Origin of the sequence: Micromonospora sp. (assembly GCF_048594385.1) — a bacterium.
In the GTDB taxonomy this organism is placed as follows: Bacteria; Actinomycetota; Actinomycetes; order Mycobacteriales; family Micromonosporaceae; genus Micromonospora; species Micromonospora wenchangensis.
In genome coordinates, this window is sequence record NZ_JBMDWU010000056.1 from 12,084 (window position 1) to 34,744 (window position 22,661).

Consider the following 22,661-nt stretch of genomic DNA (forward strand, 5'->3'; position numbering starts at 1 on the left):
TTTGCGTGCTGTGGCGCACGCTGGCTACGGTGTGCGCCACAGTCAGCCGGCCGCACCGACGCCGTCGTGCCCTGACAACCTGTGCCGGCACGTCGGGGGATGCGAGCGGGGCATGGCGGACTCGATCGACGACCAGTTCCGGGAGTTCGTCCGGACCCGCTCGCCGGCTCTGCTCCGGACGGCGTTCCTGCTGACCGGCGATCGGCACCTCGCCGAGGATCTCGTGCAGGACGCACTGGCCCGGACCCACCGGGGCCGGCGGCGGCTGCACGACCCGGGGCACTTCGAGGCGTACACCCGTACCGCGATGTACCACCAGCAGGTGAGCTGGTGGCGGCGGCGCAGGGTGGCCGAGTCCCTTCCCGGGGAACTGGCCGACGTGGCCCAGCCCGGCAGTGACCACGCCGGCCGTACCGATCTCAAGCTCGCCCTGCACCAGGCGCTCGCCCGGCTCACCCCACGGCAGCGGGCGGTGCTGGTGATCCGCTTCTTCGAGGACCGCAGCGAGGCCGAGGCCGCGCAGCTGTTGCAGTGCTCGGTCGGCACGATCAAGAGTCAGACCAGCAAGGCGTTGGCCCGGATGCGGGAGCTCGCGCCCGAGCTGCTCTCGGCCGTGATGGAGGAGGCCTGATGACCGACGACCTCGGGCCGCTGCGTCAGGCCCTGTCCGAGCTGAGCGAGCACGGCGGCAGCGCCGACCTGTACGAGGGGACCCTGCGCAGGTCCCGGCAGTTGCGACGGCGGGCGGCCATCACCACCGGTGCCGCAGCCGCAGCGTTGGTGTTCGCCGTCGGCGGTACGGTCGCCTTCGCCGTCAACCACCGGCCCGGCCCGTCGGCACCTCCCGCAGCCGACCCCGGGCAACCCGACTGTCCATCGATCGACACCCTCGGGGACCTGGTCGAACTGCCGACTGGCTGGTCCTTCGCGGCCACCGGTGTGCAGTGCGCGCAGACGTGGGCGGCGGCCGAGGTGAAGCGGCCGGCGGGCGGCGACATCCGCTACCTGTTCCACTACACGGCCGAGGCGGGGTGGCGGTACCAGGAACAGGGCACCGAATGGGAGTGTAGGGAACTCGGCCTGACCCGGCCGGCACCGTTCTGCACCTCCTGACCGCCTGTCGCCCGGACCGGCCACGTTCCTCGCCGCGCGGTCGGCGCGGCACATCGAGCATCACCGACCCGTTACCGAAGGTAGGTGAAGATTCACTCAGGGCTATCGGATTTGGCGGGCGGCGTTGTAGCATCGAACTCGACCTTGGGAGATCAAGTCTCTTTCGAGGTGGTGATTGGCGTGCTGATTCGGCGACCTCGCCGGACTTGATGCGAAGGCGGGCAGGAATTCGGCAATCCCCTCGCGATGACGATGTGAATTCACCCTGTCAGCCTCGCGTCCTTCGGGGTGCGGTGGCGGCCCGCCCGGCGGCGTGGCTGCGTCTGTCCGCCGTCGAGGAACCCACCGACCAACATAAATTAACCTGACCGAAACGTATTGTGCGATCCGGCGCTCTCCCCGGTGGTGTCCCTGCGAAGTGGCCTGCGGTAACCCGCCGATCCTCCCTTGATTTTCCGACCATTTCCCATGATGATGGCTCATCATGCGGTGTTGCACTCGCAATATCAGACTATTATTTGATCTGGCGGAGGGCGGTCCAGGGCGCCTGCCGGTGCATTGTGGCGCGGTCCAGCGGCCACCATAGAGCTGATTTCCAGGCGATACGATGTGATGGATTTCGGCTCAGCGGGGAAAAGGATGTCCGTCGCCGGAGAGGCCTTCGGCGGCAATTCACCTTCGATGGGAATGCTGAGAATAGGCCCGGAATCCGGGTCCGAGGTATGGGTCGGGCGAGAGCGTGAGCTGAGCCTCACGCAGACAGCGCTGACCCGGCTGGCGCGGGGGACCGGTTCGGCGCTCCGGCTGGTCGGTGAGCCGGGCATCGGCAAGACCCTGCTGCTCACCATCATCGCCCAAGCCGCAGCCGACCGCGGACACCAGGTGTTCCACGCCGTCGCCGACCAACTCTCCCACCAGTCACCACTGAGCGTCCTACTCGCCTGTCTCGGCGTCCGCCAACGGCCGGACGATCCGTCCCGGGCGGACATCACCCAGACCCTGCTCGGCCGACCGCCGGTCTTCCCCGCCACCGGGTCGGCCCTGGCCGCCGTGGCCGACATGCTGGTCTCCCTCGTCGACGACCTCTGCGCGGCGGGCCCGACCGTCCTGATCGTCGACGACGCACACTGGATGGACGAGCCGTCGACCGTGGTCTGGCGGCGCCTGGCCGCCAGCGCCGACCATCTGCCCCTGCTTCTGGTCGCCGCACACCGTCAGGACCCCTCCCGTCCCACCCGCACCCCGGTCAGCGCCGGCCGGGGCCACGAGCACCTGCTGAGCCTCACACCGCTTGACGAAACGCAGGTCGCGCAGCTGCTGACCGGCCTACTCGGAGCGCCACCCGGCCCGACCCTCAGCCGGTGGTCGGGCGCAGCGGTCGGCAACCCGCTCTACCTGCACGAGCTGGCCGCCGTCCTGGCCCGGGAGGACCTGGTCCAGGTCGTGGCGGGACACGCGGACCTGCGTGACGACGACGACCGGATACCCCCGGCCCTCACCGCCGCGTTGACCAGCCGGCTCGGTCTGGTGCCGGACGCCGGGGACGTGTTGCGGACCGCCGCACTGCTCGGCACCGAGTTCACCGTCACCGACCTCAGCGTCGTGCTGGGCCGCCCGGTGCGGGCCCTCGCCGACGTGGTGCAAAGAGCCGTCGCAGCCCGCATCCTCGCCGGCTCCGGACAGCGGATGACCTTCTGCCACCCGTTGATCCGCCAAGCCCTGCACGACGCCGTCGCGCTGCCGCTACGCCGGGCGCTGCACCTCGACCTGGCCCGGGAGCTGGCCGCCGCAGCCGCCGAACCGCTCACCGTGGCACACCAACTGGAAGCGGCGGGCGGCGTCGAGAACCGGTGGGTGCCCGACTGGCTCCAGAGATCCGCCCCCGCGTTGACGCACGCCGACCCGGCACTCACGGTCCGGCTGCTGCGCACCCAGCTCGGACAGCTTCCCGCAGACGACCCGCACCGGGCCGCGCTGAGCGTCGCACTGGCCCGCGCGCTGCAACTGCTCTGCCGGTGGGAGGAGGCCGCCGACCGCGCCCGCGAGGCCCTCGCGTCGTCCACCGGACTGGACGCGCACGGCGAGCTGCACTGGCTGCTGATCCGCGCGCTCAACAACAGCGGGAAGACCGACGAGGCCGAACTGATCCTGCGACAGGCGCTCACCCGACGGGCGGCGATACCCGAACCGTGGCGCGGACGCCTCCTGGGCACCCTGGCCCTGATCAGCCGGGCCGGCACCGGCGGGTCGAGCGAAGCCGAGACCCTCGCCGGCGAGGCCCTCGACGCCGGCCGCCGCTGCGGCGACGACTGCGCGATCGCCGGCGCCAGCGTCGTGCTCTCCCTCACCCGCTCCGACCGGCGTGACCACCCGGCCGCACTCCGGCACGCCGAACAGGCGCTCACCGCCCTCGTCGGTCACCCCGACCACCCGGAACTGGAGATGTTCGCCCTGCACTGCCGCGTCGTGAGCCTGCAGAACATGGCCCGTTGGCGCGAGGCCGAAAGGGTGCTGCGACTGTCCCGGGAAATCCGCCGCCGGGCCCACGACATCGCCGCCGGGTCCATCGGCGTCACCGAGGCGATGCTGCACTACTGGGTCGGCCGCTGGGACGAGGCACTGACGGCGCTGACCCCGGTCGCGGACGACCCCTGCGGCCCGTTCTATCCGGGCCTGCACCGCGGGGGACCCGCACTGCTACGACGGGGCGTCACCGCGTTGATCGCCGTCCGGCGCGACGACCGCGCGCTCGCCGAAACCCACCTGCACTCCCACCCGGACGTGCCGGCCGACCGCAGCACCGACGAGGACGGCGAGGGGTTCCTCCTCGCCGCCCGGGCCGTACGCGCCGAACAGCAGGGTGAACCGGAACGGGGTGCCGCACTGCTCGCCACCATGCTGCAGCACCGCCCCGACACCGGAACAGGCCCCCACCATCCGTGGTTCGCGGACCTCATCCGGATGGCGTCGGCCTGCACGGACACCTCGACCGTGACGGCCACCCTCGACCTGACGCGCCTGTGGACCGAGGCCGAGAAGACACCGGGGCGGGCCGCAACCATGCGGCAACGCTGCATGGGCCTGGCCACCGAGGACCCTGGGCCGCTGCGCACAGCCGTGCAGCACTACCGGTCAGCCGGCCCCAGGACCGAGTTGGCGGCGACCCTCGAAGACCTCGCGGTGGTGCTGGCCGGCCACGGCGCGACCGACGAGTGCCGGGCGGCCGCCACCGAGGCGATCGGCCTGTACAGCCGCATGGGCGCGACCTGGGACGTCCGTCGCACCGAGGCGCGGCTACGGGGCAGGGGAGTACGCCGGGGAGTCAGCGGCCCCCGCGCGCCCCGGCCGGTGTCGGGCTGGGCGGCACTCACCGCCACCGAACGGCGCGTCGCCGTGCTCGTCGCCGAGGGCCGCTCCACGCCGGAGATCGCCGCCACGATGCTCCTGACCCGCCGCACGGTCCAGACGCACATCTCCCGCGCCCTGCACAAGCTCGGGCTGCAAAGCCGCAACCAGATCGCCCGGGAGGTGCTGCGCAACGCCGGCGCCCGATGACGGATGACTCGCCGACCTTCAGGCGGTTTTCTGCGTCAGCTGACGCATGTCTCATTCGTCCGGCCCGGGGAAGCTATCCGCATGACCGTCCCCGCCCAGCCGGACGACACCACAGCCCCCCACGCCACCATCCAGATCGCACTCGAAGGCGGCCCGGCGAGCCTGCCACCCGAGCTACGCAGCCAGTGGATCTCACCGGACGCGCCGAAGGTGAAGATCCCGCACAACGGTGGCTACGAGCACTTCGAACGCCCCGACGACAGCGACACCGAGCCGCTCGTCTTCCGCTGGGCGTACCGGTCCCGCATCGCCGAGTAGCCGGCGGGGAACCTGCCCCGGCCGGGCGGCGCGGGCCGGGGGAGACCGCACCCGGACCGCCTCGCACGTCGTCGATTGTCCTGCGCCGGCACGGCGCACCACAGCCCGACCACCGGGATGGAAACGAGGGTGACGCACATGGTGGATTCTGTCTTCGTCATGCCCGGCACGGTGGCTGCCCCCCGTACGGGCACCCTGCGCGACCTGCACAACCGCTACGAAACGGTCCGTGAGGCGCTGACCCTGATCGACAAGGCGGCCCGCGAGTTGGGGCTGCCCGACATCAGCACCCGCCTGATCGAGGACGCCGCCGGCGAACGCCCCTACAGCCCCGAGGTGCACTACCTGGAGATCTTCGCGGTCAGCCTCGCCACGTACCACCTGCTCGTCGCCGAGGGCGTCGAACCGGTGGCGATCGTGGGACAGAGCATCGGCGAACTGTGGGCCCTGGCCGTCGCCGGACACGTCTCGGTGGGCGACGCCGCACGTCTGGCGGTGGCCCGGTCCCGGGCACTGACCCGGCAGGCGTGGCCGGGCACGATGCTCGCCGTCGGGGTCGACGGCCGCCGGGCGGAGTCACTCGCCGGGCTGATCGGCCACCCACACCTGGTGTTGGCCTGCGAAAACACCCCCCGACAGAGTGTCCTCAGCGGACCGAGACAACAGATCGACGAGGCCGAACGGGTGGCCGAGGCGCTCGGCTGGCCCAGCGTCCGCCTCGACGTCCCACACCCCACCCACACCCCGGCGGTCGCGCAGGCCGCCCGGGACCTGCGGGCCTCCGCGCCCCGCGTCTCCTACGGCGGCGGACGGTGGCGGGTGTCCTCACCCTGGCTGGGCCGGGACATCGGCGACGAGGACCCGGTCGAGCTGGTGGCCGGCGCACTCACCGCCCAGGTCCGGATGCTGCACACGGTCCGCGCCCTGCACGCCGCCGGCGCGGACACGTTCATCGAATGCGGGGAGTGGCCGGTCGTCACCCGGTTCGTCGAGGCGTCGGTCCCGGGCGTCCAGGCGGTCGTACCGCTGAGCGAGCACGACCCGGTCGCGGCCGTCCGGGCTCTGGTCGCCAGCCGTACCGACACCGCCCCACCCCCGGTGCGGACGCCGGCACCCCTGCGTGTCCCGGTGTCCCCGCCACCCGTGGCGCCTGCGCCACCTGTCCCGGCCCCCGACGTGGTGGCACCGCCACCCGTAGCGAGAACCACCCCGGTCGTCCCGGCTGCGCCGTCCGTCCTGACGCCGCCGACGCCGGTGACCCCGGCCTCCCCGGTGACGGTCGACCCACCCCAGCCCGCACCGGCCGCCGACCGGCGGTACGCGACGGTCCTGGCCGAGATCCGCGCCCTGTACGGCGACTACCTGGGCTACCCGCCGGAGCTGCTCGGCGACGACGACGCCCTGGAATCCGACCTGGGCGTGGAGTCACTCAAGCAGGTCGCCCTGCTCGGCCGCGTCGCCGACCGGTACGGCCTGCCGGACCTGCGCGCCAACACCTCCCTGCTGACCATCGGCACCCTGCGGCGGATCGCGCAGGCCGTCGTCCAGGCGCAGGCGGAGGCGACCGCCCGATGACCGACACATCAGACCTGCACGGCCGGGTCGCGTTGGTGACCGGCGCGGCCAAGAGCCTCGGCGCGGACATCGTCCGTCGGCTGGCCGCCTGCGGCGCACACGTCGTCGTCAACTACTTCCACTCCGTCGACCAGGCCGAGCTGCTGCGCACGGAACTGGCCGAAGCCGGCCTCAGCGCGGAGTTCATCCGGGCCTCGGTGGCCAAACGCGGCGAGATCGACCGGATGTTCGACCTGATCCGGCAGCGGCACGGCGGCCTCGACTTCCTCGTCAACAACGCGGCCGGCGGCGCGTTCCTGCCCCTGTTCGACGTCGACGACACCTACTGGCAGCGGGCCTGGTCCACCAACGTCATGGGCGCCTACCACTGCTCCCGCCGGGCCGCCGAGCTGATGGTCGGCCGCCCGGGAGCAGCCATTCTCTGCCTGTCCAGCGTCGGCGCCCACCAGCCGGTCCCCGGCTACGGTCCCGGCGGCGTCACCAAAGCCGCCCTGGAGTCCCTCGTCCGGTACCTGGCGCTGGAACTGGCCGACCACGACATCCGGGTCAACACCGTCCTGCTGGGCTCCGTGGCCAGCGAGATCGTCGTCAACCTCGACGACCCGGCCGCCGCGATCGGCGACTCGCCACGCGCCAGCGACCTGAACCGCCGTACCATCTCCACCCCCGATGCGGCCCGGCTGCTCGTCCACCTCCTGCACCCGGACACCGGATTCATCACCGGGCAGACTCTCGTGGCCGACGGCGGCATCAGTATCGGCGGCATGCAGGGCCTACGACTGCACAGCAAACTCGCCGCGCAGGTCGGCGTACCCACCCGACCCCCGTCGCCTCCCCCCCCCGCAGCCGCCGTCGTACCCGAACCGCCCCCGTCGACCACCGGGAACAGCACCGAACCACCCCCGTCGACCACCGGAGCCGTCGCCGAACCGCAACCGGCCCCCGCGACCCCACGCCCGGTCCGTCACCCGCAGCCGCACAGCCCACAGGCCGGCCCCGAACACGACCCGGACGCCATCGCGGTGGTCGGCCTCGGGGTGGTCCTGCCCGGCACCAACAACCCCGCCGACCTCTACGACCGGCTCCGCGAAGGCGCCCTGCTGGCCAGCGAACCGTCCGCCTTCGACCTGCGGCACTTCTGGTCGGCCAGCGCGACGGACACCGACAGCTTCTACATCCGGGAAGCCGGCTACGTGCAGGGGTTCGTCCCCGACCCCGCCTCCGTCGCCGAACCCGACGGGTTCCTGGGACACCCCGGCTGGCCACGCACCACCCGGTGGCTGCGCCACTGCACCGTCCAGGCCCTGACCGGAGTACACCGTCGGCCCGGCGACCGGTGGCTCGCCGCGACCACCGGCATCCACGACCAGACCGGACTCGGCACGCAGGGCATCGTCCTCGGCGACGAGTACCGACGCCTCATCCGCGACGCCATCCAGCGCAGCGGCGACGACGACTGGCTGGCCGAACTCGCCGACCACGCCATCAGCGCCCACTACGGCGGTGACGGCGGCAACCCCCTGGCCTACCTGCCCGCCTCGGTGTCCCGTAACGCGCTGCGCGGCCTGATCCCGCCCGACGCCCAACACCTGACCCTCGACGCGGCCTGTGCCACCGGACTGTTCTGCCTCGACGCCGCCGTCAAAGCCCTCCGGGAGGGAAGCTGCGACGTCGCGCTCGTCGGCGGCACCTCGGTGATCGAACCGATCGGCTTCACCCTCTTCTGCCGGGCCCAGGGCATCACCGCCAGTGGCCGGATCCGCCCCTTCGACCAGGCGGCCGACGGGACACTGATCGGTGAGGGCGCCGTCATGCTCGCCCTGAAACCGTACGCCCGCGCGGTTGCCGACGGCGACCACATCCACGGCGTCGTCCTCGGCACCGGACTCGCCGCCGACGGCCGGGGCAAGGGCATCCACGCGCCCGCCACCCGGGGACAGGAACTGGCGATCAGCCGGGCCTGGGCCGACGCCGGCGTCGACGCCGCAGACGTCGACTGGGTGGTGGCCCACGGCACCGGCACCCCCGTCGGCGACGAGGTCGAACTGCGCTCCCTGCTGTCACGACTCGGCGAGCGGGACCGGCCGTGCCTGCTGACGTCGAACAAACAGGTCTTCGGCCACACCGGTGTCCTGGCCGGACTCGTGTCGGTGGCGCACGCGCTGGTCGCCCTCGCCCACCGCACGATCCCCGGCCACACCGTCGTCACCGACCCCCACCCGCTGCTGGGCGACGGCACCCGACTCACGGTGCCGGTCACCGACGCACCCTGGCCGGTCGACGAAGCCCGTCCGCGGATGGTCGGGGTGTCCTCGTTCGGTCTCGGTGGAGCCGACGCCCATGTGGTGCTCGCCGACCGGATACCGACGGCCCGACCCGCCCACCAACCATCGGTGACCGACCGCACCGCCGACGCCGATGACCTCGTCGTCGTCGGCTGGAACACCCACCTGCCCGGCCTTGACCGCGACCGGGTGCCCGCCTGGCTCGTCGGCGACGGCCCCACCCCGCAGCCCGGCTTCGGTAGCCCCTACCCGCTGCCGTCCCCCCTCGACGTGCGGATCCCACCCCGCACGATGCGGCACATGGACCCCGCCCACCTGATGATGCTCCAAGCCCTCGGACCGCTCCTGACCGACCTCGGCGAACCGGGAACCACGCTGCGGCCCAGCACCGCGATCCTGGTCGGGGCGAGCCTGCCGACGACGCACAACGCCCGCGCCGCGCTGCGGGTCCACGCGCAGGAGTGCGCCGCCACATTCGACCTGCTCCCCGACCCCGGGCAGGCCCAGACACTGCGGGAGTACCTCGCCAAGGCCCTCGCCGACGCCGGCGACGTCGTTCCCGACGAACTCAACGAGGACGACTTCACCGGCGCCGTCTCCTGCATCCTGTCCGGCCGGGCCGCCAACTACTACGACTTCCGGGGCTTCGGCACCAGCGTCTACGCCCACCGCGACTCCACGCACTGCGCGCTCGACCTGGCCCTGCGCCAGCTCCGCCACCGGGCCTGCGACCTGGCCCTCGTCGGCGCGGTGAGCCTACGGCCGATCAGCGGATGGGACGCGCACCTGGACACCCTCGTACCGGCGGGCCGCACGGTCGCCGAAGGCGCCGCCGTCGTCGCCGTCGCCCGCCGCCGCACCGCCCGGGACCACGGCCTACCCATCCTGGGCACCCTCACCACGACACCCGAGCGCACCGCCGACGACCCGCCCCACGCCCTGCCCGCCGCCGCCGGCACCGACCGCACCTACCTGGCCCTCGACGCCCTGCTGGCGGTGCTGCGGGGCGTCGTCACCGGCACCGGCACCGTCGTGTCACCGGCCGCCCCCGGATCACCCACGATCCGGTTCACCGGACCGACCGGCCCCGAACCGAACGGGGCCGCCCCGGAACCCGCCGAGCAGCCCATCGGCCGCCGACAGACCCTCCACCTGCGGCCGCTGACCCCACCGGACCCCGACGGACCCGCGATCCCGGCCGGAAGCATCGTGGTCACCGACACCCCGGACCTCGCCGCCGCCGTCACCGGCCCCGACATCGCCATCTGGTCACCGAGGCCGGGAGTCGACGCCGCCACCCACGTACCGCCCGACGCCACCGCCGACGCCCTGGCCGGCCTACCGTTCGTGCCACGCCACATCCGGATCCTCACCCGACTCGAAACCCCCGCCGACGACACCGACGACACCGAAGCCGCCCGCCTGGAGGACCTCCAGGACCTGGCGTTCACCACCATCCAGGCCGCGCTGCCCGCCCTGCGGGCCGGTGGATCACTCGCCGCCGTGCTGCTCACCGCACTACCGCAGGCAACGACCCACCCCCTCGCCGGGCTGTTCACCGGACTCGTCCGCTCCGTACGGGCCGAAGTCCCGCAGTGCAGCGGAAACTCCCTGATCACCGACACGTCACACGCCCCGACCGCACTGGCACAACTGGCCCGGGCCGCGACCGCCCGCGTACCGACGCACACCCTCGCCTGCCGCGGACAGAACTGGTACGAACTCACCGTCGCCGACGACGGGCCCCCGCACCAGACACCGGAACCCGCGCTGCCCCCCGGCGCGGTCGTGGTCGCCTTCGGCGGGGCCCGGGGCATCACCCCCGAACTCCTCGACGCCGTGGCCCGCACCACCGACCGGCCCCACCTGTACGTCATCGGCCGCACCCCGCTACCGGACACCGACGACGAACTGCCGTCCCAGGCCGCGTACATCGCCGCCGGACGCCGCGAACACCCCGACGCGTCGCTGCGGGACCTCAGGAACGCCTACGAACGAGCCCAGGCCCGCCTGGAGGTACGCCGGACCGTGCACCGGCTCACCGAACTGTGCGGACCCGACCGGGTCCACCACCGCGTCGGCGACGTCCTCGACGCGGACCGGACCACCGCCGTCCTCGACGAGATCATGGACCGGCACGGACGCATCGATCTGCTCATCAACACCGTCCTCGACCTACGCTCCCGGGCCCTGCACGCGAAGACCCTGACCGACTTCCGGGCGGTACGGGCCACCAAGGCCACCGGCTACCGCAACCTCAAACGGGCCCTGACCGGCCGGCCCCCCCGCATCTGGTGCAACTTCAGCACCCTGGCCACCCTCGCCCCCGCCCCCGGAGACGTCGACTACTGCGCCGTCAACGAATACCTGGCCTACGCGAGCGCCTGGGCCGACCGCACCGCACCCGACGGACACCGCGAACTCGCCATCCTCTGGAGCGGCTGGCGGGAGGTCGGCGTCGCCAGCAGCACCGCCATGCAGGAGACCCTGCGCCGCAACCGGATGGACGCCTACATCAGCAGCAGACAGGGCGCCGCCCAGTTCCTCGACGCGGTGACCCGACCCGGCAACGGGGCGGCGGTCTTCTTCATCCGCGACGAGGAACGCGTCCTGCTCGGACAGCGGGGGATCAACACCGACACCACCAGCGGCCCGCTGCCGCTGCCCGTACCGGACGCGCCGCCACCCACCCCACCCGACCCGACCCTGGCCACGCCGCTGCTCGACGGTGTCCTGCTGCGCGGCCACCGCTGGGCGGTGTTCACCAAGACCTGGGAACCACACACCCTCGCCGAGCAGGACGGCCGGTGGATGCGCCACCACCGCGTCAACGGAGAGTACGTCCTGCCCGGCACCTTCGCCCTCGAAGCCGCCGCCGGCGCCGCCGCACACCTCTGCCCCGACCTCACCGTCACCGGATTCCGTGACCTGGCCTGCCACACGTCGGTGACCGTCAGGTCCGCCGGCCCACCCCGCACCATCACGGTGGAGGCCCGGCTCACCGACCGGTCCCCGGACCGGGCCGTGGTGGCGGTCCGGATCACCACCAACCGGATCGGCCGCAACGGCAAGGTCCTGCGCTTCAACGACCTGCTCTGCGAGACGACCGTCGTGCTCGCCGACCGGCACCCCGCACTGCCCGCGCCGACCGACCAGACGGCACACCGCCCCGAACCGGACTTCACGATGCCGGTCTACTCCGCCGACCTGCCGATCACCCTCAGCGGCCCGTTCGCCGGAACCGGCGAGTACGCCCGCGGACCCCACGGCACGAGCGCCACCTTCCGCCTCGACCACCAGGCATGGGGCCCGGCCCTGGCCGGGATGACCGTACCGGCGATCCTGCTGGACGCCATGGTGCACCTGCTGCTCCTGCCACCCCACGGCGACCGGCCACCCCTCGTCGGCCCGATGGCCGGCATCGAAACCGTGGACCTCGGCGGACCCGGCAACGACTGCCAGCTCAGCGCCGCCCACCCGACGATCCGCCTGCACTGCCGCTTCGCCGACGGCACGCTGACCGCATCCACCCCCGACGGCCACGTCCTGGCCCGCGTCACCGGGGTCAGCGCGCACGCCACCGACCACAGCGGAAGGCTGATCCGGCCGCACGCCGACACCCCCCAACCGGCCCTTCCCTGACCGCCGAGGAGACAACGGTGCTGTGGCACGACATCACGATCGCCGGAACCGGCTCCTGGATACCCCCGATCCGACCCGAACACGACCCGTGGGACGGCACCCCGCCCGGTCGGCCGTCCATGGCCGCCGCCAACGGATTCACCTCCGCAGCGGTCTCGACCGCGCAGACCGCGACCCAGATGGCCGCCCGGGCCGCCCTGCTGGCACTGCACCACGCGAACGTCCCCAGCACCGACGTGAGCCTGCTGGCCCACGCCACCTTCCAGGACGAGGACCACTACACACCCGCGCCCTACCTGCTGCGGGTCCTCGGAGCCACCCGCAGCACCGGCATCGAGGTCGGCGCGGCCAGCGACGGCGGCGCGGCCGCCCTGGTGACCGCCGCCGAACACCTGACCGCCCAACCCACCGCCCCGGCGGCCCTGGTCACCGCCGCCGCCCGCTTCCCCCACCAGCGGTGGGCCCACGTCCGCGACATCGGCTACGTCGCCGGCGACGCCGGAGCAGCCGCCGTGCTCACCCGCGGCACCGGCTTCGCCCGACTACTGGCCACCGCCCAGGCCACCGAACCGCAACTGGAGGTGCTGACCCGCGCCGGTGCACCCGACGACGCCGCCGGCCCCGGACGACGCTTCCTCGCCGAACAGACCGGGCTCCTGCCCCACATCGACACCCTGCAACGCCGCACCCGCCACTGCGTCGACACCGTCCTCGACGAGACCGGCCTGACCGCCGCCGACATCTCCCACGTGGTGGCCATCGCCATCGGCTCGGCCGTGCTCGACCTGGTGCTCTCCGGCCCCCCGCTGCACCGCCGCGCCACCGACACCAACTGGACCTTCGGCCGCCACCTGGGCCACGCCGGCCCGTGCGACGTCCTGCTCGCCCTCGACCGGATGTTCCGCACCGGCGCACTACGGGTCGGCGAACGCATCCTCGTCGTCAGCTTCGGCCTCGGCTTCCGCTGGACCACCGCCCTGCTCGAGATCACCCGCCCGCCGCCCGGCGCGACGACGGCAGACCGGAAAACGAGGTGACCCATGACCGCGACGCACACGACGACCACCGCGTCGGTACCCCTGGCACCCGGCGCACTACCCCTGCTCGGGCACGCGTTGCCCCTGCTGCGGGACCCGCTGGCCTTCATCCGCTCCCTGGCCGGATATCCGACGATGGTGCGGGTCCGGTTGGGCCCGACCACCGCACTGCTCATCTGCGACCCGACCCTGACCCGGCACGTCTTCGTCAACGACCGCACCTTCGACAAGGGCGGCCCGATCTACGACCGGATCAGGGAGGTCATCGGCGACGGCTTGTCCACCTGCCCGTACCCGCTGCACCGGCGGCAACGACGGCTGTGCCAACCGTCGTTCCACCCCCGACGCCTGCACGGCTACGCGGCAGTGTTCGGCCGGGCCTCCGACGCCACCGCCGGTTCCTGGCACGACGGCCAGGTACTCGACGTCACCCGGGAAATGATGACCCTCACCACCCAGGCCACCATGGAGACGATGTTCAGCGGGTCCCTCCCCGCAGAAACCCTCCGCCGGGCCCTGGCCGACACCAACACCGTGGTGAGCGCCTTCTTCCGCCGCATGATGACCCCGGCCCTGCTCCGCCGGCTGCCGACCCCCGCCAAACGACGCTACGACCAGGCCCGCGCCCGGCTGTTCGCCACCATCACCGACATCGTCGCCGCCCGCCGCGCCGACCCCACCGACCACGCCGACCTGCTCTCCGCACTCGTCGCCGCCGTCGACGTGGAAAGCCGCGACCACGAGCGGCAACTCAGCGACTCCGAACTGGCCGACCAGGCCCTCACCTTCTTCCTCGGCGGCATGGAAACCACCGCCATCACCCTGGCCTGGGCCCTGTACCTGATAGCCACCCACCCGGACATCCAACGCCGACTCCACGCCGAGACCGACACCGTCCTGGACGGCGCGCTCCCCGGCCCCGAACATCTGCCCCGACTCGACCTGGCGGCCCGGGTGGTCACCGAAACCCTCCGGCTCTACCCGCCCGCCTGGATGATGACCCGGACCGTCACCGGCGAAGCCGAACTCGACGGGGTACGGCTACGCCGCGGCGACACCCTCGTGCTCAGCCCCTACCTGATCCACCGCCGACCCGACCTGTACGCCGAACCGACCCGCTTCGACCCGGACCGCTGGCTCGACACCTCACCCGACCGGGCCAGCTACGTCCCGTTCGGCGCCGGCGCACGCAAGTGCATCGGAGACCAGTTCGCCCTCACCGAGGCGATCCTCGCCCTCACCGCCGTGACGGCCCGCTGGGAACTGACCCCGGTCGGCGACGAACCCTTCCGGCCCAAGGTGGAAACCAGCCTCAGCTCGCGCGGGCTGCGCCTGCGGCTGCGGCAGCGCCGGACGGAGACCACCGCAACCCACGCGCCACCGGTCACCACGTCGCAGCCCGTACCGCCGACCGTCGGATCGGGCCCCGGCACCTGCCCGGTCGCCCACTAGGAGAACAACCATGAAACCACTGGTCAAACAACTGCTCCGCGACCACGAGATCCGGCGGCACACCGCCGCGCCAGCCGACCGGCTCCACCGGCCCACCCGCCCCGACCCGAACGGGTGGTTCTGCGTGGCCTTCTCCGACGAGGTCCGCCCCGGAACCATCACCACCCGCCCGATCATGGGCGGCGAGGTGGTCCTCTACCGGACCCCCCGCGGACTGCTGCGTGCGGTCCGCCCCCGCTGCCCCCACCTCGGGGCACACCTGGGCGTCGGCAGCACCCTCGACGGAGAGGAGATCGTCTGCCCGTTCCACCGGTTCGCCTTCGACCCCTCCGGGGCCTGCGTCCGCACCGGCTACGACCTGCCGCCACCCAAGGCGACCCTGAGCCAGTTCCCGGTCTGCGAGGCCAACGGATCGGTCTACGTGTGGTGGCACGCCCTCGGCCTCGCACCGCAGTGGCAGGTGCCGACCTTCGGCATGGACGATCGGCAACCGTTCAGCCACAACACCTTCGACATCGCCGGGCACCCGCAGGACGTCATCGAGAACGCCTTCGACTGGGGTCACCTCCCGGCGCTGCACGGACTGCGGGACCTGGTCATCGAGGGGACACCGGTGATGGGGGAGCCGGTCAGCACCGTCACCGCGACCGCCCGGGGCACCGTCATGCGCCAGATCCGCCAGTCCTACACCCTCACCGTGATCGGACTGGCCACCATCGCGGCCCGCACCCGGCTGCCCAACGGCGCGGGCGACCTGCACGTCATGCTGCACGCCACCCCCACCACCCCGGGTCGGATCCACCTGCGGATGGGCACCAAACTGGAACTGGCCGGCCTGCCGTTCCTGCCCGAGCGGGCCGCCCGGGCCACGGCGATGCCCGTCGCCCGGCTGCTCAGCGTCATCGCCCAACGGGTGGCCTCGGTCGACACCGGCGCGGACCTGCTGATGTGGCACCACCAGGAGCACGTCGAACAGCCGAAGCTCGCCCGGGGAGACGGCCCCATCGGTCGGTACCGGCAGTGGGCACGGCAGTTCTACACCGACCCCGGCGTCCCCACCGACGGCACCGCCACCGACGCGTCCACCGTCAACGGATCACCGACCGTCAACGGATCGTGGGTCGCCGACGGAGCCCGGTCCGTCAACGGATCGTCCGTCGAGGGGCGGAAGGCGGACCACTCCGAGGTGTGACCGTGATCGGCGCGGCCCGCGAACCGGGCTGGGCAACGAAGGGAGACGCTGGTGACGGGGCAGAACGCGACACCGGTGACCAGCCGCATCCCGCATCCCATGATCAACACTGCGGTCCGGGTGGTAGCCGCCGGCACGGCCGGCGTCGAATCCGTCGACACCCTCCTGCAGGGATCTCCGGGACATCCGACCGGTCCGCTGCGCACCGCCGACCTCATCGACCTGGAAAGCTGGTCGACTCCCTGTGGGTGCTGCACGAACGGACCGGCGACGAGCACTGCCGCCCCTGCGAGCCGCTGCTGACCAAGGTCCGGGCCGGACGCCTCGGCCGCAAGAGCGGGCAGGGGTTCTACCACTACGAGGGAGACCTGTGATGACTGTGCCATCCGACCAGGACGTGTCGGACACCGGCAACCGTGCCGACACCCTCGCACCGGAGCTGGCGCGCTTCCTGACGGCGCGCACCGGGCGGTCCTGGCCACCGGACACGGACCTGTTCGCCGCCGGCGGGCTGTCGTCCCTGTTCGCGATGGAACTGGTGGTGCACCTGGAGCAGACGTACGGGGTCACCGTGCGCGGCACCGACCTGCGGCTGGACAACTTCCGGACCGTACGCCGAATGGTCGCCCTGGTCGACCGACTCCGCACCGGCGAATCCGGAGACCACGGTGCCTGACCCCACCACCGACGCGCCCGCCCGGGCCGCCACGCTCGTCATCCGCCCGGACGGCCGACGAGCGACAACCCACGAAGGAGCCGCCGTGACCGACGAGGCCCCGCCCGCGTCACCCGTGACCGTGAAGTGCCTGGTCTGGGACCTCGACGACACCCTCTGGCAGGGCGTCCTGCTCGAAGACGAGCAGGTCGTGCTCCCCGACCCGATCCAGGCGGTGATCACCGGCCTCGACGCCCGGGGCATCCTCCAGTCGGTGTGCAGCCGCAACGACCACGAGCCGGCCTGGGCCCGACTGCGCGCGCTCGGCGTCGCCGAATACCTCGTGGCACCGCAGATCGGCTGGGGACGCAAGTCCGACGCCGTGCGGCGCATCGCCGACCAGCTCGGCTTCGCACTCGGCACCATCGCCTTCATCGACGACCAGCCCGCCGAACGGGCCGAGGTCGCCTACCACCTTCCGCAGGTGCGCTGCTACGACGCCGGCCTGGCCACCACCCTGCTCGACCGCCCCGAGTTCACCCCGACGTCGGTGACCGTGGACGCCCGCCGTCGCCGGCAGATGTACCAGGCCGGTCAGCGGCGGGCGGACGAGCAGGCCCGGTTCACCGGCCCCGCAGAGGATTTCCTCCGCTCACTCGACCTGGCGATGCACATCCGGCGGGCCGACGCCGCGACACTGTCCCGGGTCGAGGAGCTGACCCTACGAACCAGCCAGATGAACGCGACAGGCGTGCACTACCCGGACCGGATGCTGCGGACCCTGATGGCCGACCCCCGCTACGAGGTCCTGGTCACGACGCTGACCGACCGCTTCGGGCCGCATGGCGCGGTCGGCGTGCTGGTCCTGGAGAAGCACCCCGAGGTGTGGCACCTGCGGCTGCTCGCCACCTCCTGCCGGGTGGTGTCCTTCGGCACCGGCACGGTCCTGCTGACCTGGCTGGTGGACCAGGCCGCCCGCGCCGGGGTACACCTGATCGCCGACTTCCGGCCCAACGACCGCAACCGGATGATGGAGGTCGCCTACCGGTTCGCCGGCTTCGACGAGGAGCCCTGCGCCTGCCGGGACCGCATCGCCGTCGACGCCGACCGCGCCGTCCAGCGACTACACCTGATGGCCCGCCGGCAACCCGCTCCCTCGACGTTCCACCTGACCGCCCCCGACCTGGCCGGCCCGGCGTCCGTCGGCGCGGGCTGACCGCCCGTACCCGGCCTCCACCGGCCCGTACGCGCAGTCACGGCCGATTGATCGTCGAGCTGTGGAGTCGAGGGATCCTCTGCATCGACCTCGACAGGAGAACGACGATCAGGGCAAGGGGATCGCCGCACGGGGTCGGTCCAGGAGCTTCCGCCGGTGGTGAACGCGGCGGGGACCGACTTCCGACCCTGGGCCAGCTGGCCCCGTGGTCAGTTGGCCCAGCGGTGGGTGAGCGTTGCTCCCGATCTTTGCGGCTCTTCACGAGGCTGCCATCCAGCCGTCACTTTCATCGAAGATGGTGACTGCATATGCTGTCGATGGCGACCTGGAGGCACGGCATGGCACGACCGACCACGAAGACGCCCGGACTTGCGCGGCCCCGGGTGCGCGCCGTGACGCTGGCACTCGCCACGCTCGTCGGCGCGGCCCTCCCGGCGGGCATCGCGGGGACCGCGGCGGCGACGCCGCCGGGGATCCCGTCGAAGGCGACCGCGCAGTCGCAACTCAACGCCCTCACCGTCGCCACCGAGGGCTCCACCAGCGGCTACTCCCGGGACCTGTTCCCCCACTGGATCACCGTCAGCGGCAGCTGCGACACCCGAGAACAGGTCCTCAAACGCGACGGCACCTCCGTCGTCGTCAACTCCTCCTGCCAGGCCACGTCCGGACGCTGGTACAGCCCCTACGACGGAGCCACCTGGACCGCCGCATCCGACGTCGACATCGACCACATGGTCCCCCTCGCCGAGGCATGGCGCTCCGGCGCGAGCTCCTGGACGACCAGCCGTCGGCAGAGCTTCGCCAACGACCTGTCCGGCCCGCAACTGATCGCGGTGACCGACAACGTCAACCAGTCCAAGAGCGACCAGGACCCGTCGACGTGGCAGCCACCGCTGTCGTCGTACCGGTGCACCTACAGCAAGATGTGGATCACCGTGAAGTACACCTGGGGCCTACGACTGCAATCGTCGGAGAAGTCCGCCCTGCAGACCATGCTCGACACCTGCTCCTCCTGAACGCCTGCCCGCAGGACCGGCCGACCCGGTGCAGGGAAGGAGGGCAGTGATCCGTGGGGCGACGACCTGTCGACCCGAGGGTGCGGGACGGGGGCGGTGCCGAAGACACGTTGCGGTATGGCAACCACCCGCCCTAACGTGTCCGACATAGACCTGTGCGGATCTACTGTCGGGGGACGCCAATGCGCGCGATGGCCGCTGTCGTGGTCGCCTTCCTCACCGTGGCCGTCGCCCCGGCCGCGCCGGCCAGCGGGGCGACCCTCGCCTGGCGCTCCTGCCCCGGCGTCGACGACAGCCGCCTGCGTTGCGCCACCGTCCAGGTGCCGCTCGACCATGCGCGGCCGACCGGCCCGACGATCGACATCACGATCTCCCGGCTCCCCGCGACCGACCCGGCGCTGCGCCGCGGCGTACTGGTCACCACCGGTGGCGGGCCGGGCGGCGCCGGCGTCCCCGAGCCGCTGAACCTCGCCGCCGTCGTCGACCCCGCGGTGCTCGCCCGCTACGACATCGTCGGGTTCGACATGCGCTTCGTCGAGCGCAGCACCCCGATCACCTGCGGCCAGCCGGAGGAGGAACCGGGCGGCTACTGGGTCCGCACCGCGACGTACCAGTCCCTGGCGGACACCGCCGCGCAGGCCCGCGCGTACGCCCGCGCCTGCGCCCGGCACGCCGGTTGGGCGCTGCCGTTCGCCACGACCGCACAGGCCGCCCGCGACATGGACACCATCCGGACAGCGCTCGGCGAGCGGAAACTGTCCTTCCTCGGAGGTTCATACGCGGCGATGCTCGGCGTCGCGTACGGCACCCTGTTCCCGCACCGGGCGGACCGGTTCGTGCTGGACAGCCCGGTCAACTACGACCTCGCCTGGCGTCCCTACGAGCTGGCCCGGATCCCGGCCTTCGAGGAGAACTACGCCGCCTTCACCGGATACCTCGCCGACAACAGCGCAACGTTCGGACTCGGCGCGACACCGACCGAGGTCGCGGCAACCCTCAGCCGGGCCTTCGCCGGGGCCGCGACCGAGCCGATCGTGGCCGGAGACCACGCCTGGACCGCCGGCGAACTGGGCTCCCTGACGGTCATCGCGACGTACTTCGAGCACCTGTGGCCGGTGGTCGCGACCGACCTCGCCGCCATCCTCGCCCACCGCCCGCCACCGATCCCCCTCGACCCGCGACCGGCCCCGCTGCCCGGCACCCCGGGTGTGCCCGCGGACAACCACACCGCGGTCAACACGGCATTCCGCTGCAGCGACGACGCGTGGCCGCGCGACCCGGCGACCTACCGCCGCGACCTGGCCCGACTCGGCACCCGCTATCCCGTCTTCGGCCCGTCGATCGCCAACCTCAACCCCTGCGCCTTCTGGCCGGTCAGCCGGGACAACACGCCGCCGCTCGCCGGCAACCGGGCACCGGCGGCGCTCGTCGTCGCCGCACTCCGCGACGCCTCGGTGCCACCGGCCAACTCGATCGCAACCGCCCGGGCCATCACCGGATCCCGGCTGGTCACCGTGGACAGGCGGACCCATGCGCCGGTCCTCAACGGCCCGGCCGACACCTGCCTGACGGGCGCGGTCACCGCGTACCTGGTGCACGGGCACCTGCCGGAGCACGACACCGCCTGCTAGCAGCGCCCATGGCGTCCCTCGCTCAAGGATCGGCGGTGTGCCCGTTGCGGTGCGGGCCGACCGTGGGGCCAGCAGCGGACGTTGATCACCTGCACCGGGACGACCGGCCCGAGCGGTCTGACGGGTGGCAGCCGCTCAGCGACCGGGCGGCTGACCGGTGCTGCCCGCGGCCTCCGGCTCGGTGGCGTCCCGCGCCGCCCCGACCGGGGTCGCGGCGTCCGGGGTCGCGGTGGTCTGCAACTGGTACGACCGGTAGGTCAGCCAGAGCGCGACCAGCCCGGCGATGGACGCCGCCACGCTGGCGATTTGGTCGGCGAGGTCCGGTCCGAGCGCCAACACCCCGACGACGATGACCAGGACCGCCAGCCCGCCGAGCGCGACGGTACGGACCTGTTGTCGGGCCAGGTGCGCCGTCCAGCGGCGCGGGATCACCCTGGTCGCCAGCTCCGCCAGGATGATGCCGGCCATCACCAGGATCGGCACCTGCCACGGCTCGACCTTCACGGAACCTCCTCCACTTCGGTCATGCGAGCGCCGCCTTCATGGCGGCGATGAACTCCGAGGTCAGTTCCGAGGTGGATACGGGATCACTGCGCACCAGGCGGGCGGTGTGGTCGACGAAAACCTCGGCGAACGTGCGGTATCCCGGGTGCATCGGTCGGGGTCGGGCATTCTCCACCGCACCCCGTACTGCTTCCAGGTGCGGGATGACCGCCCGGAGGTTCGGGTCGTTGTACGCCTCGGCGAGGGTCGGGGCGAAGCCGTGCCCGGCGAGGACCTTCTGGGCTGCCGTGCCGGTCATGAAGTTGATGAACCGGATGGCCTGCTCGGGGTGGGGACAGGTGCGCACCAGCGCGAGGCTCTGGCCGCCGAGCACCCCGTAGGCCAGCGGGCACACCTGGATCTTCCCGGCCAGCAGGTCAGCGTCCTTGCGCTGCTGGAGTTCGCGGTACTTCACCGGCCAGTTGCGCATGAACGTCGGCTTCTTCTCCACGAACGTGTCCAGGCTGGCGTTCTCGTCGCTGGAGCGGGTGACCTTCCCGGCCTCAATAGCCTCCTGTAATGGTTGCAGCGCTTTCTGCCAGGGTTTCAGCTCGAACAGGATCTCACCGGTCGGGCTGAGCAGGTCAGGGTCCACGGACAGGGCGTGTTCCAGGATGTTGACCAGGAAACCCTCGTTGTAGTTCGACGAGTTGGGGCTCAGTTGGCCGACGAACGAGGCTGTGTCGGCGTTGTCGAGCACGCTCGACAACGTCACCGGACCGGGCTGGGCGGTCTCGGGGTTGCGCCAGAAAAGCATGCCGACGTCGGTGTTCAGTGGCGCGGCCCAGTAGCTGTCCGGGGCGTCCGCGACCTGGTGCAGGTCCTTCACCGAGGTCAGGAAGTTCCGGTCGGCCAGCCGGATCGGGGTGATCAGCTTCTGCGCGGCGAACTCGGGAATGTCGACGACGTCCAGGTTGAGGATGTCGGCACTGCCATTGCGGGCTGCGGTCAACAGCCTCGTGCGTTCGTCACCGGATCCGCCCTCGATCTCGTCGGTCAGCCGGGCCGGAGTGTCAGGGTTGGCCTGGTTCCACATGGCCAGCAGGAGCTTGCGGGCACCGGTGGGGTCGGCGCCGGTGGCGAGCCGAAGCTCGACCGGCGGCGGGCGGTGTCCGCCGGGCAGCAGGTAGACCGCCGAGGCGCTCAGCGCACCGCAGGTCAGCACCCCGCTGAGGAAGGAGCGCCGCGAGTACTGCTCGGACATGTGCGGACTCCTTCGATCCAGGACGGTCACATGCGCGCAACGAGTCATTCATCACATTACGCTTTGGCGTTGATGAATGACGAGCCTGGCCGGTCCACCCGGTGGAGGCCGTGCTGTCGGAAACCGGATTCGGCCCGCCCTGGCCGGAAGCCTTGGTGCCGACGCAATTGTCTCTTGTGGGATATGCACTCTTGGGGAGGTGCTGTCGCATGAGGACCGGAAACAGT

The 22,661-nt window shown here is 71.9% G+C and carries 17 protein-coding genes; 15 read left to right on the forward strand and 2 right to left on the reverse strand.

The window, feature by feature from the left end; translation table 11 throughout:
- Positions 1–112: 112 nt before the first annotated feature.
- The 15 genes from ACOJTC_RS02535 (at position 113) to ACOJTC_RS02605 (ending at position 20,687) form a co-directional block, all read left to right on the forward strand.
- Entirely contained in the window at positions 113–631 is a 519-nt protein-coding gene (locus ACOJTC_RS02535) for a SigE family RNA polymerase sigma factor (RefSeq protein ID WP_420115575.1), read from the forward strand.
- Positions 631–1,113, forward strand: coding sequence for a hypothetical protein (locus ACOJTC_RS02540; protein WP_420115576.1), 483 nt, complete (start codon positions 631–633; stop codon positions 1,111–1,113). Before ACOJTC_RS02535 ends, ACOJTC_RS02540 begins: the two co-directional genes overlap by 1 nt.
- Positions 1,114–1,800: 687 nt before the next feature.
- Complete coding sequence (locus ACOJTC_RS02545) at positions 1,801–4,668, forward strand: helix-turn-helix transcriptional regulator (RefSeq protein WP_420115577.1); 2,868 nt, start codon at positions 1,801–1,803, stop codon at positions 4,666–4,668.
- A gap of 81 nt (positions 4,669–4,749) precedes the next feature.
- Positions 4,750–4,986: a DUF5988 family protein gene (locus ACOJTC_RS02550; RefSeq protein WP_204925068.1), complete on the forward strand. Its 237-nt coding sequence runs from the start codon at positions 4,750–4,752 to the stop codon at positions 4,984–4,986.
- Positions 4,987–5,124: 138 nt separating this feature from the next.
- Positions 5,125–6,561 carry an acyltransferase domain-containing protein gene (locus ACOJTC_RS02555; protein ID WP_420115578.1) on the forward strand — a complete coding sequence of 479 codons (1,437 nt, stop codon included), beginning with the start codon at positions 5,125–5,127 and terminating at the stop codon, positions 6,559–6,561.
- Positions 6,558–12,488 (forward strand): SDR family oxidoreductase, encoded by a 5,931-nt coding sequence (locus ACOJTC_RS02560; protein WP_420115579.1) that lies wholly within the window; start codon positions 6,558–6,560, stop codon positions 12,486–12,488. The genes ACOJTC_RS02555 and ACOJTC_RS02560 overlap by 4 nt, the downstream gene beginning before the upstream one ends.
- 17 nt (positions 12,489–12,505) lie before the next feature.
- Positions 12,506–13,525: a 3-oxoacyl-[acyl-carrier-protein] synthase III C-terminal domain-containing protein gene (locus tag ACOJTC_RS02565; RefSeq protein WP_420115580.1), complete on the forward strand. Its 1,020-nt coding sequence runs from the start codon at positions 12,506–12,508 to the stop codon at positions 13,523–13,525.
- A gap of 3 nt (positions 13,526–13,528) precedes the next feature.
- Positions 13,529–14,977 (forward strand): cytochrome P450, encoded by a 1,449-nt coding sequence (locus tag ACOJTC_RS02570; protein ID WP_420115581.1) that lies wholly within the window; start codon positions 13,529–13,531, stop codon positions 14,975–14,977.
- Between the two features lie 10 nt (positions 14,978–14,987).
- Positions 14,988–16,169 (forward strand): Rieske 2Fe-2S domain-containing protein, encoded by a 1,182-nt coding sequence (locus ACOJTC_RS02575; RefSeq protein ID WP_420115582.1) that lies wholly within the window; start codon positions 14,988–14,990, stop codon positions 16,167–16,169.
- Between the two features lie 99 nt (positions 16,170–16,268).
- Positions 16,269–16,472, forward strand: coding sequence for a 3-hydroxyacyl-CoA dehydrogenase family protein (locus ACOJTC_RS02580; RefSeq protein ID WP_420115599.1), 204 nt, complete (start codon positions 16,269–16,271; stop codon positions 16,470–16,472).
- Positions 16,418–16,543: a 3-hydroxyacyl-CoA dehydrogenase family protein gene (locus tag ACOJTC_RS02585; RefSeq protein ID WP_420115583.1), complete on the forward strand. Its 126-nt coding sequence runs from the start codon at positions 16,418–16,420 to the stop codon at positions 16,541–16,543. Before ACOJTC_RS02580 ends, ACOJTC_RS02585 begins: the two co-directional genes overlap by 55 nt.
- On the forward strand, positions 16,543–16,845 hold the full coding sequence (locus ACOJTC_RS02590) for an acyl carrier protein (protein ID WP_377681864.1): 303 nt from the start codon (positions 16,543–16,545) through the stop codon (positions 16,843–16,845). Before ACOJTC_RS02585 ends, ACOJTC_RS02590 begins: the two co-directional genes overlap by 1 nt.
- Before the next feature lie 85 nt (positions 16,846–16,930).
- Positions 16,931–18,040: an HAD-IIIC family phosphatase gene (locus ACOJTC_RS02595; protein WP_420115584.1), complete on the forward strand. Its 1,110-nt coding sequence runs from the start codon at positions 16,931–16,933 to the stop codon at positions 18,038–18,040.
- Between the two features lie 338 nt (positions 18,041–18,378).
- Entirely contained in the window at positions 18,379–19,056 is a 678-nt protein-coding gene (locus ACOJTC_RS02600; RefSeq protein ID WP_420115585.1) for an HNH endonuclease family protein, read from the forward strand.
- A 191-nt stretch (positions 19,057–19,247) separates the two neighbouring features.
- Complete coding sequence (locus tag ACOJTC_RS02605; protein WP_420115586.1) at positions 19,248–20,687, forward strand: alpha/beta fold hydrolase; 1,440 nt, start codon at positions 19,248–19,250, stop codon at positions 20,685–20,687.
- Positions 20,688–20,822: 135 nt separating this feature from the next.
- Here ACOJTC_RS02605 and ACOJTC_RS02610 read toward each other — a convergent pair whose 3' ends face one another.
- Positions 20,823–21,191: a hypothetical protein gene (locus tag ACOJTC_RS02610; RefSeq protein WP_420115587.1), complete on the reverse strand. Its 369-nt coding sequence runs from the start codon at positions 21,189–21,191 to the stop codon at positions 20,823–20,825.
- A gap of 19 nt (positions 21,192–21,210) precedes the next feature.
- On the reverse strand, positions 21,211–22,434 hold the full coding sequence (locus ACOJTC_RS02615; protein WP_420115588.1) for an extracellular solute-binding protein: 1,224 nt from the start codon (positions 22,432–22,434) through the stop codon (positions 21,211–21,213).
- Positions 22,435–22,661 lie beyond the last annotated feature (227 nt).

Excerpts from the sequence above, each read along its gene's own strand:
- ACOJTC_RS02560 (WP_420115579.1), top strand. The coding sequence starts at position 6,558 with ATGACCGACACATCAGACCTGCACGGCCGGGTCGCGTTGGTGACCGGC.
- ACOJTC_RS02535 (WP_420115575.1), top strand. The coding sequence starts at position 113 with ATGGCGGACTCGATCGACGACCAGTTCCGGGAGTTCGTCCGGACCCGC.
- ACOJTC_RS02580 (WP_420115599.1), top strand. The coding sequence starts at position 16,269 with ATGATCAACACTGCGGTCCGGGTGGTAGCCGCCGGCACGGCCGGCGTC.
- ACOJTC_RS02600 (WP_420115585.1), top strand. The coding sequence starts at position 18,379 with ATGGCACGACCGACCACGAAGACGCCCGGACTTGCGCGGCCCCGGGTG.
- ACOJTC_RS02550 (WP_204925068.1), top strand. The coding sequence starts at position 4,750 with ATGACCGTCCCCGCCCAGCCGGACGACACCACAGCCCCCCACGCCACC.
- ACOJTC_RS02590 (WP_377681864.1), top strand. The coding sequence starts at position 16,543 with ATGACTGTGCCATCCGACCAGGACGTGTCGGACACCGGCAACCGTGCC.
- ACOJTC_RS02570 (WP_420115581.1), top strand. The coding sequence starts at position 13,529 with ATGACCGCGACGCACACGACGACCACCGCGTCGGTACCCCTGGCACCC.
- ACOJTC_RS02615 (WP_420115588.1), bottom strand. The coding sequence starts at position 22,434 with ATGTCCGAGCAGTACTCGCGGCGCTCCTTCCTCAGCGGGGTGCTGACC.
- ACOJTC_RS02605 (WP_420115586.1), top strand. The coding sequence starts at position 19,248 with ATGGCCGCTGTCGTGGTCGCCTTCCTCACCGTGGCCGTCGCCCCGGCC.
- ACOJTC_RS02540 (WP_420115576.1), top strand. The coding sequence starts at position 631 with ATGACCGACGACCTCGGGCCGCTGCGTCAGGCCCTGTCCGAGCTGAGC.
- ACOJTC_RS02555 (WP_420115578.1), top strand. The coding sequence starts at position 5,125 with ATGGTGGATTCTGTCTTCGTCATGCCCGGCACGGTGGCTGCCCCCCGT.
- ACOJTC_RS02545 (WP_420115577.1), top strand. The coding sequence starts at position 1,801 with ATGCTGAGAATAGGCCCGGAATCCGGGTCCGAGGTATGGGTCGGGCGA.
- ACOJTC_RS02575 (WP_420115582.1), top strand. The coding sequence starts at position 14,988 with ATGAAACCACTGGTCAAACAACTGCTCCGCGACCACGAGATCCGGCGG.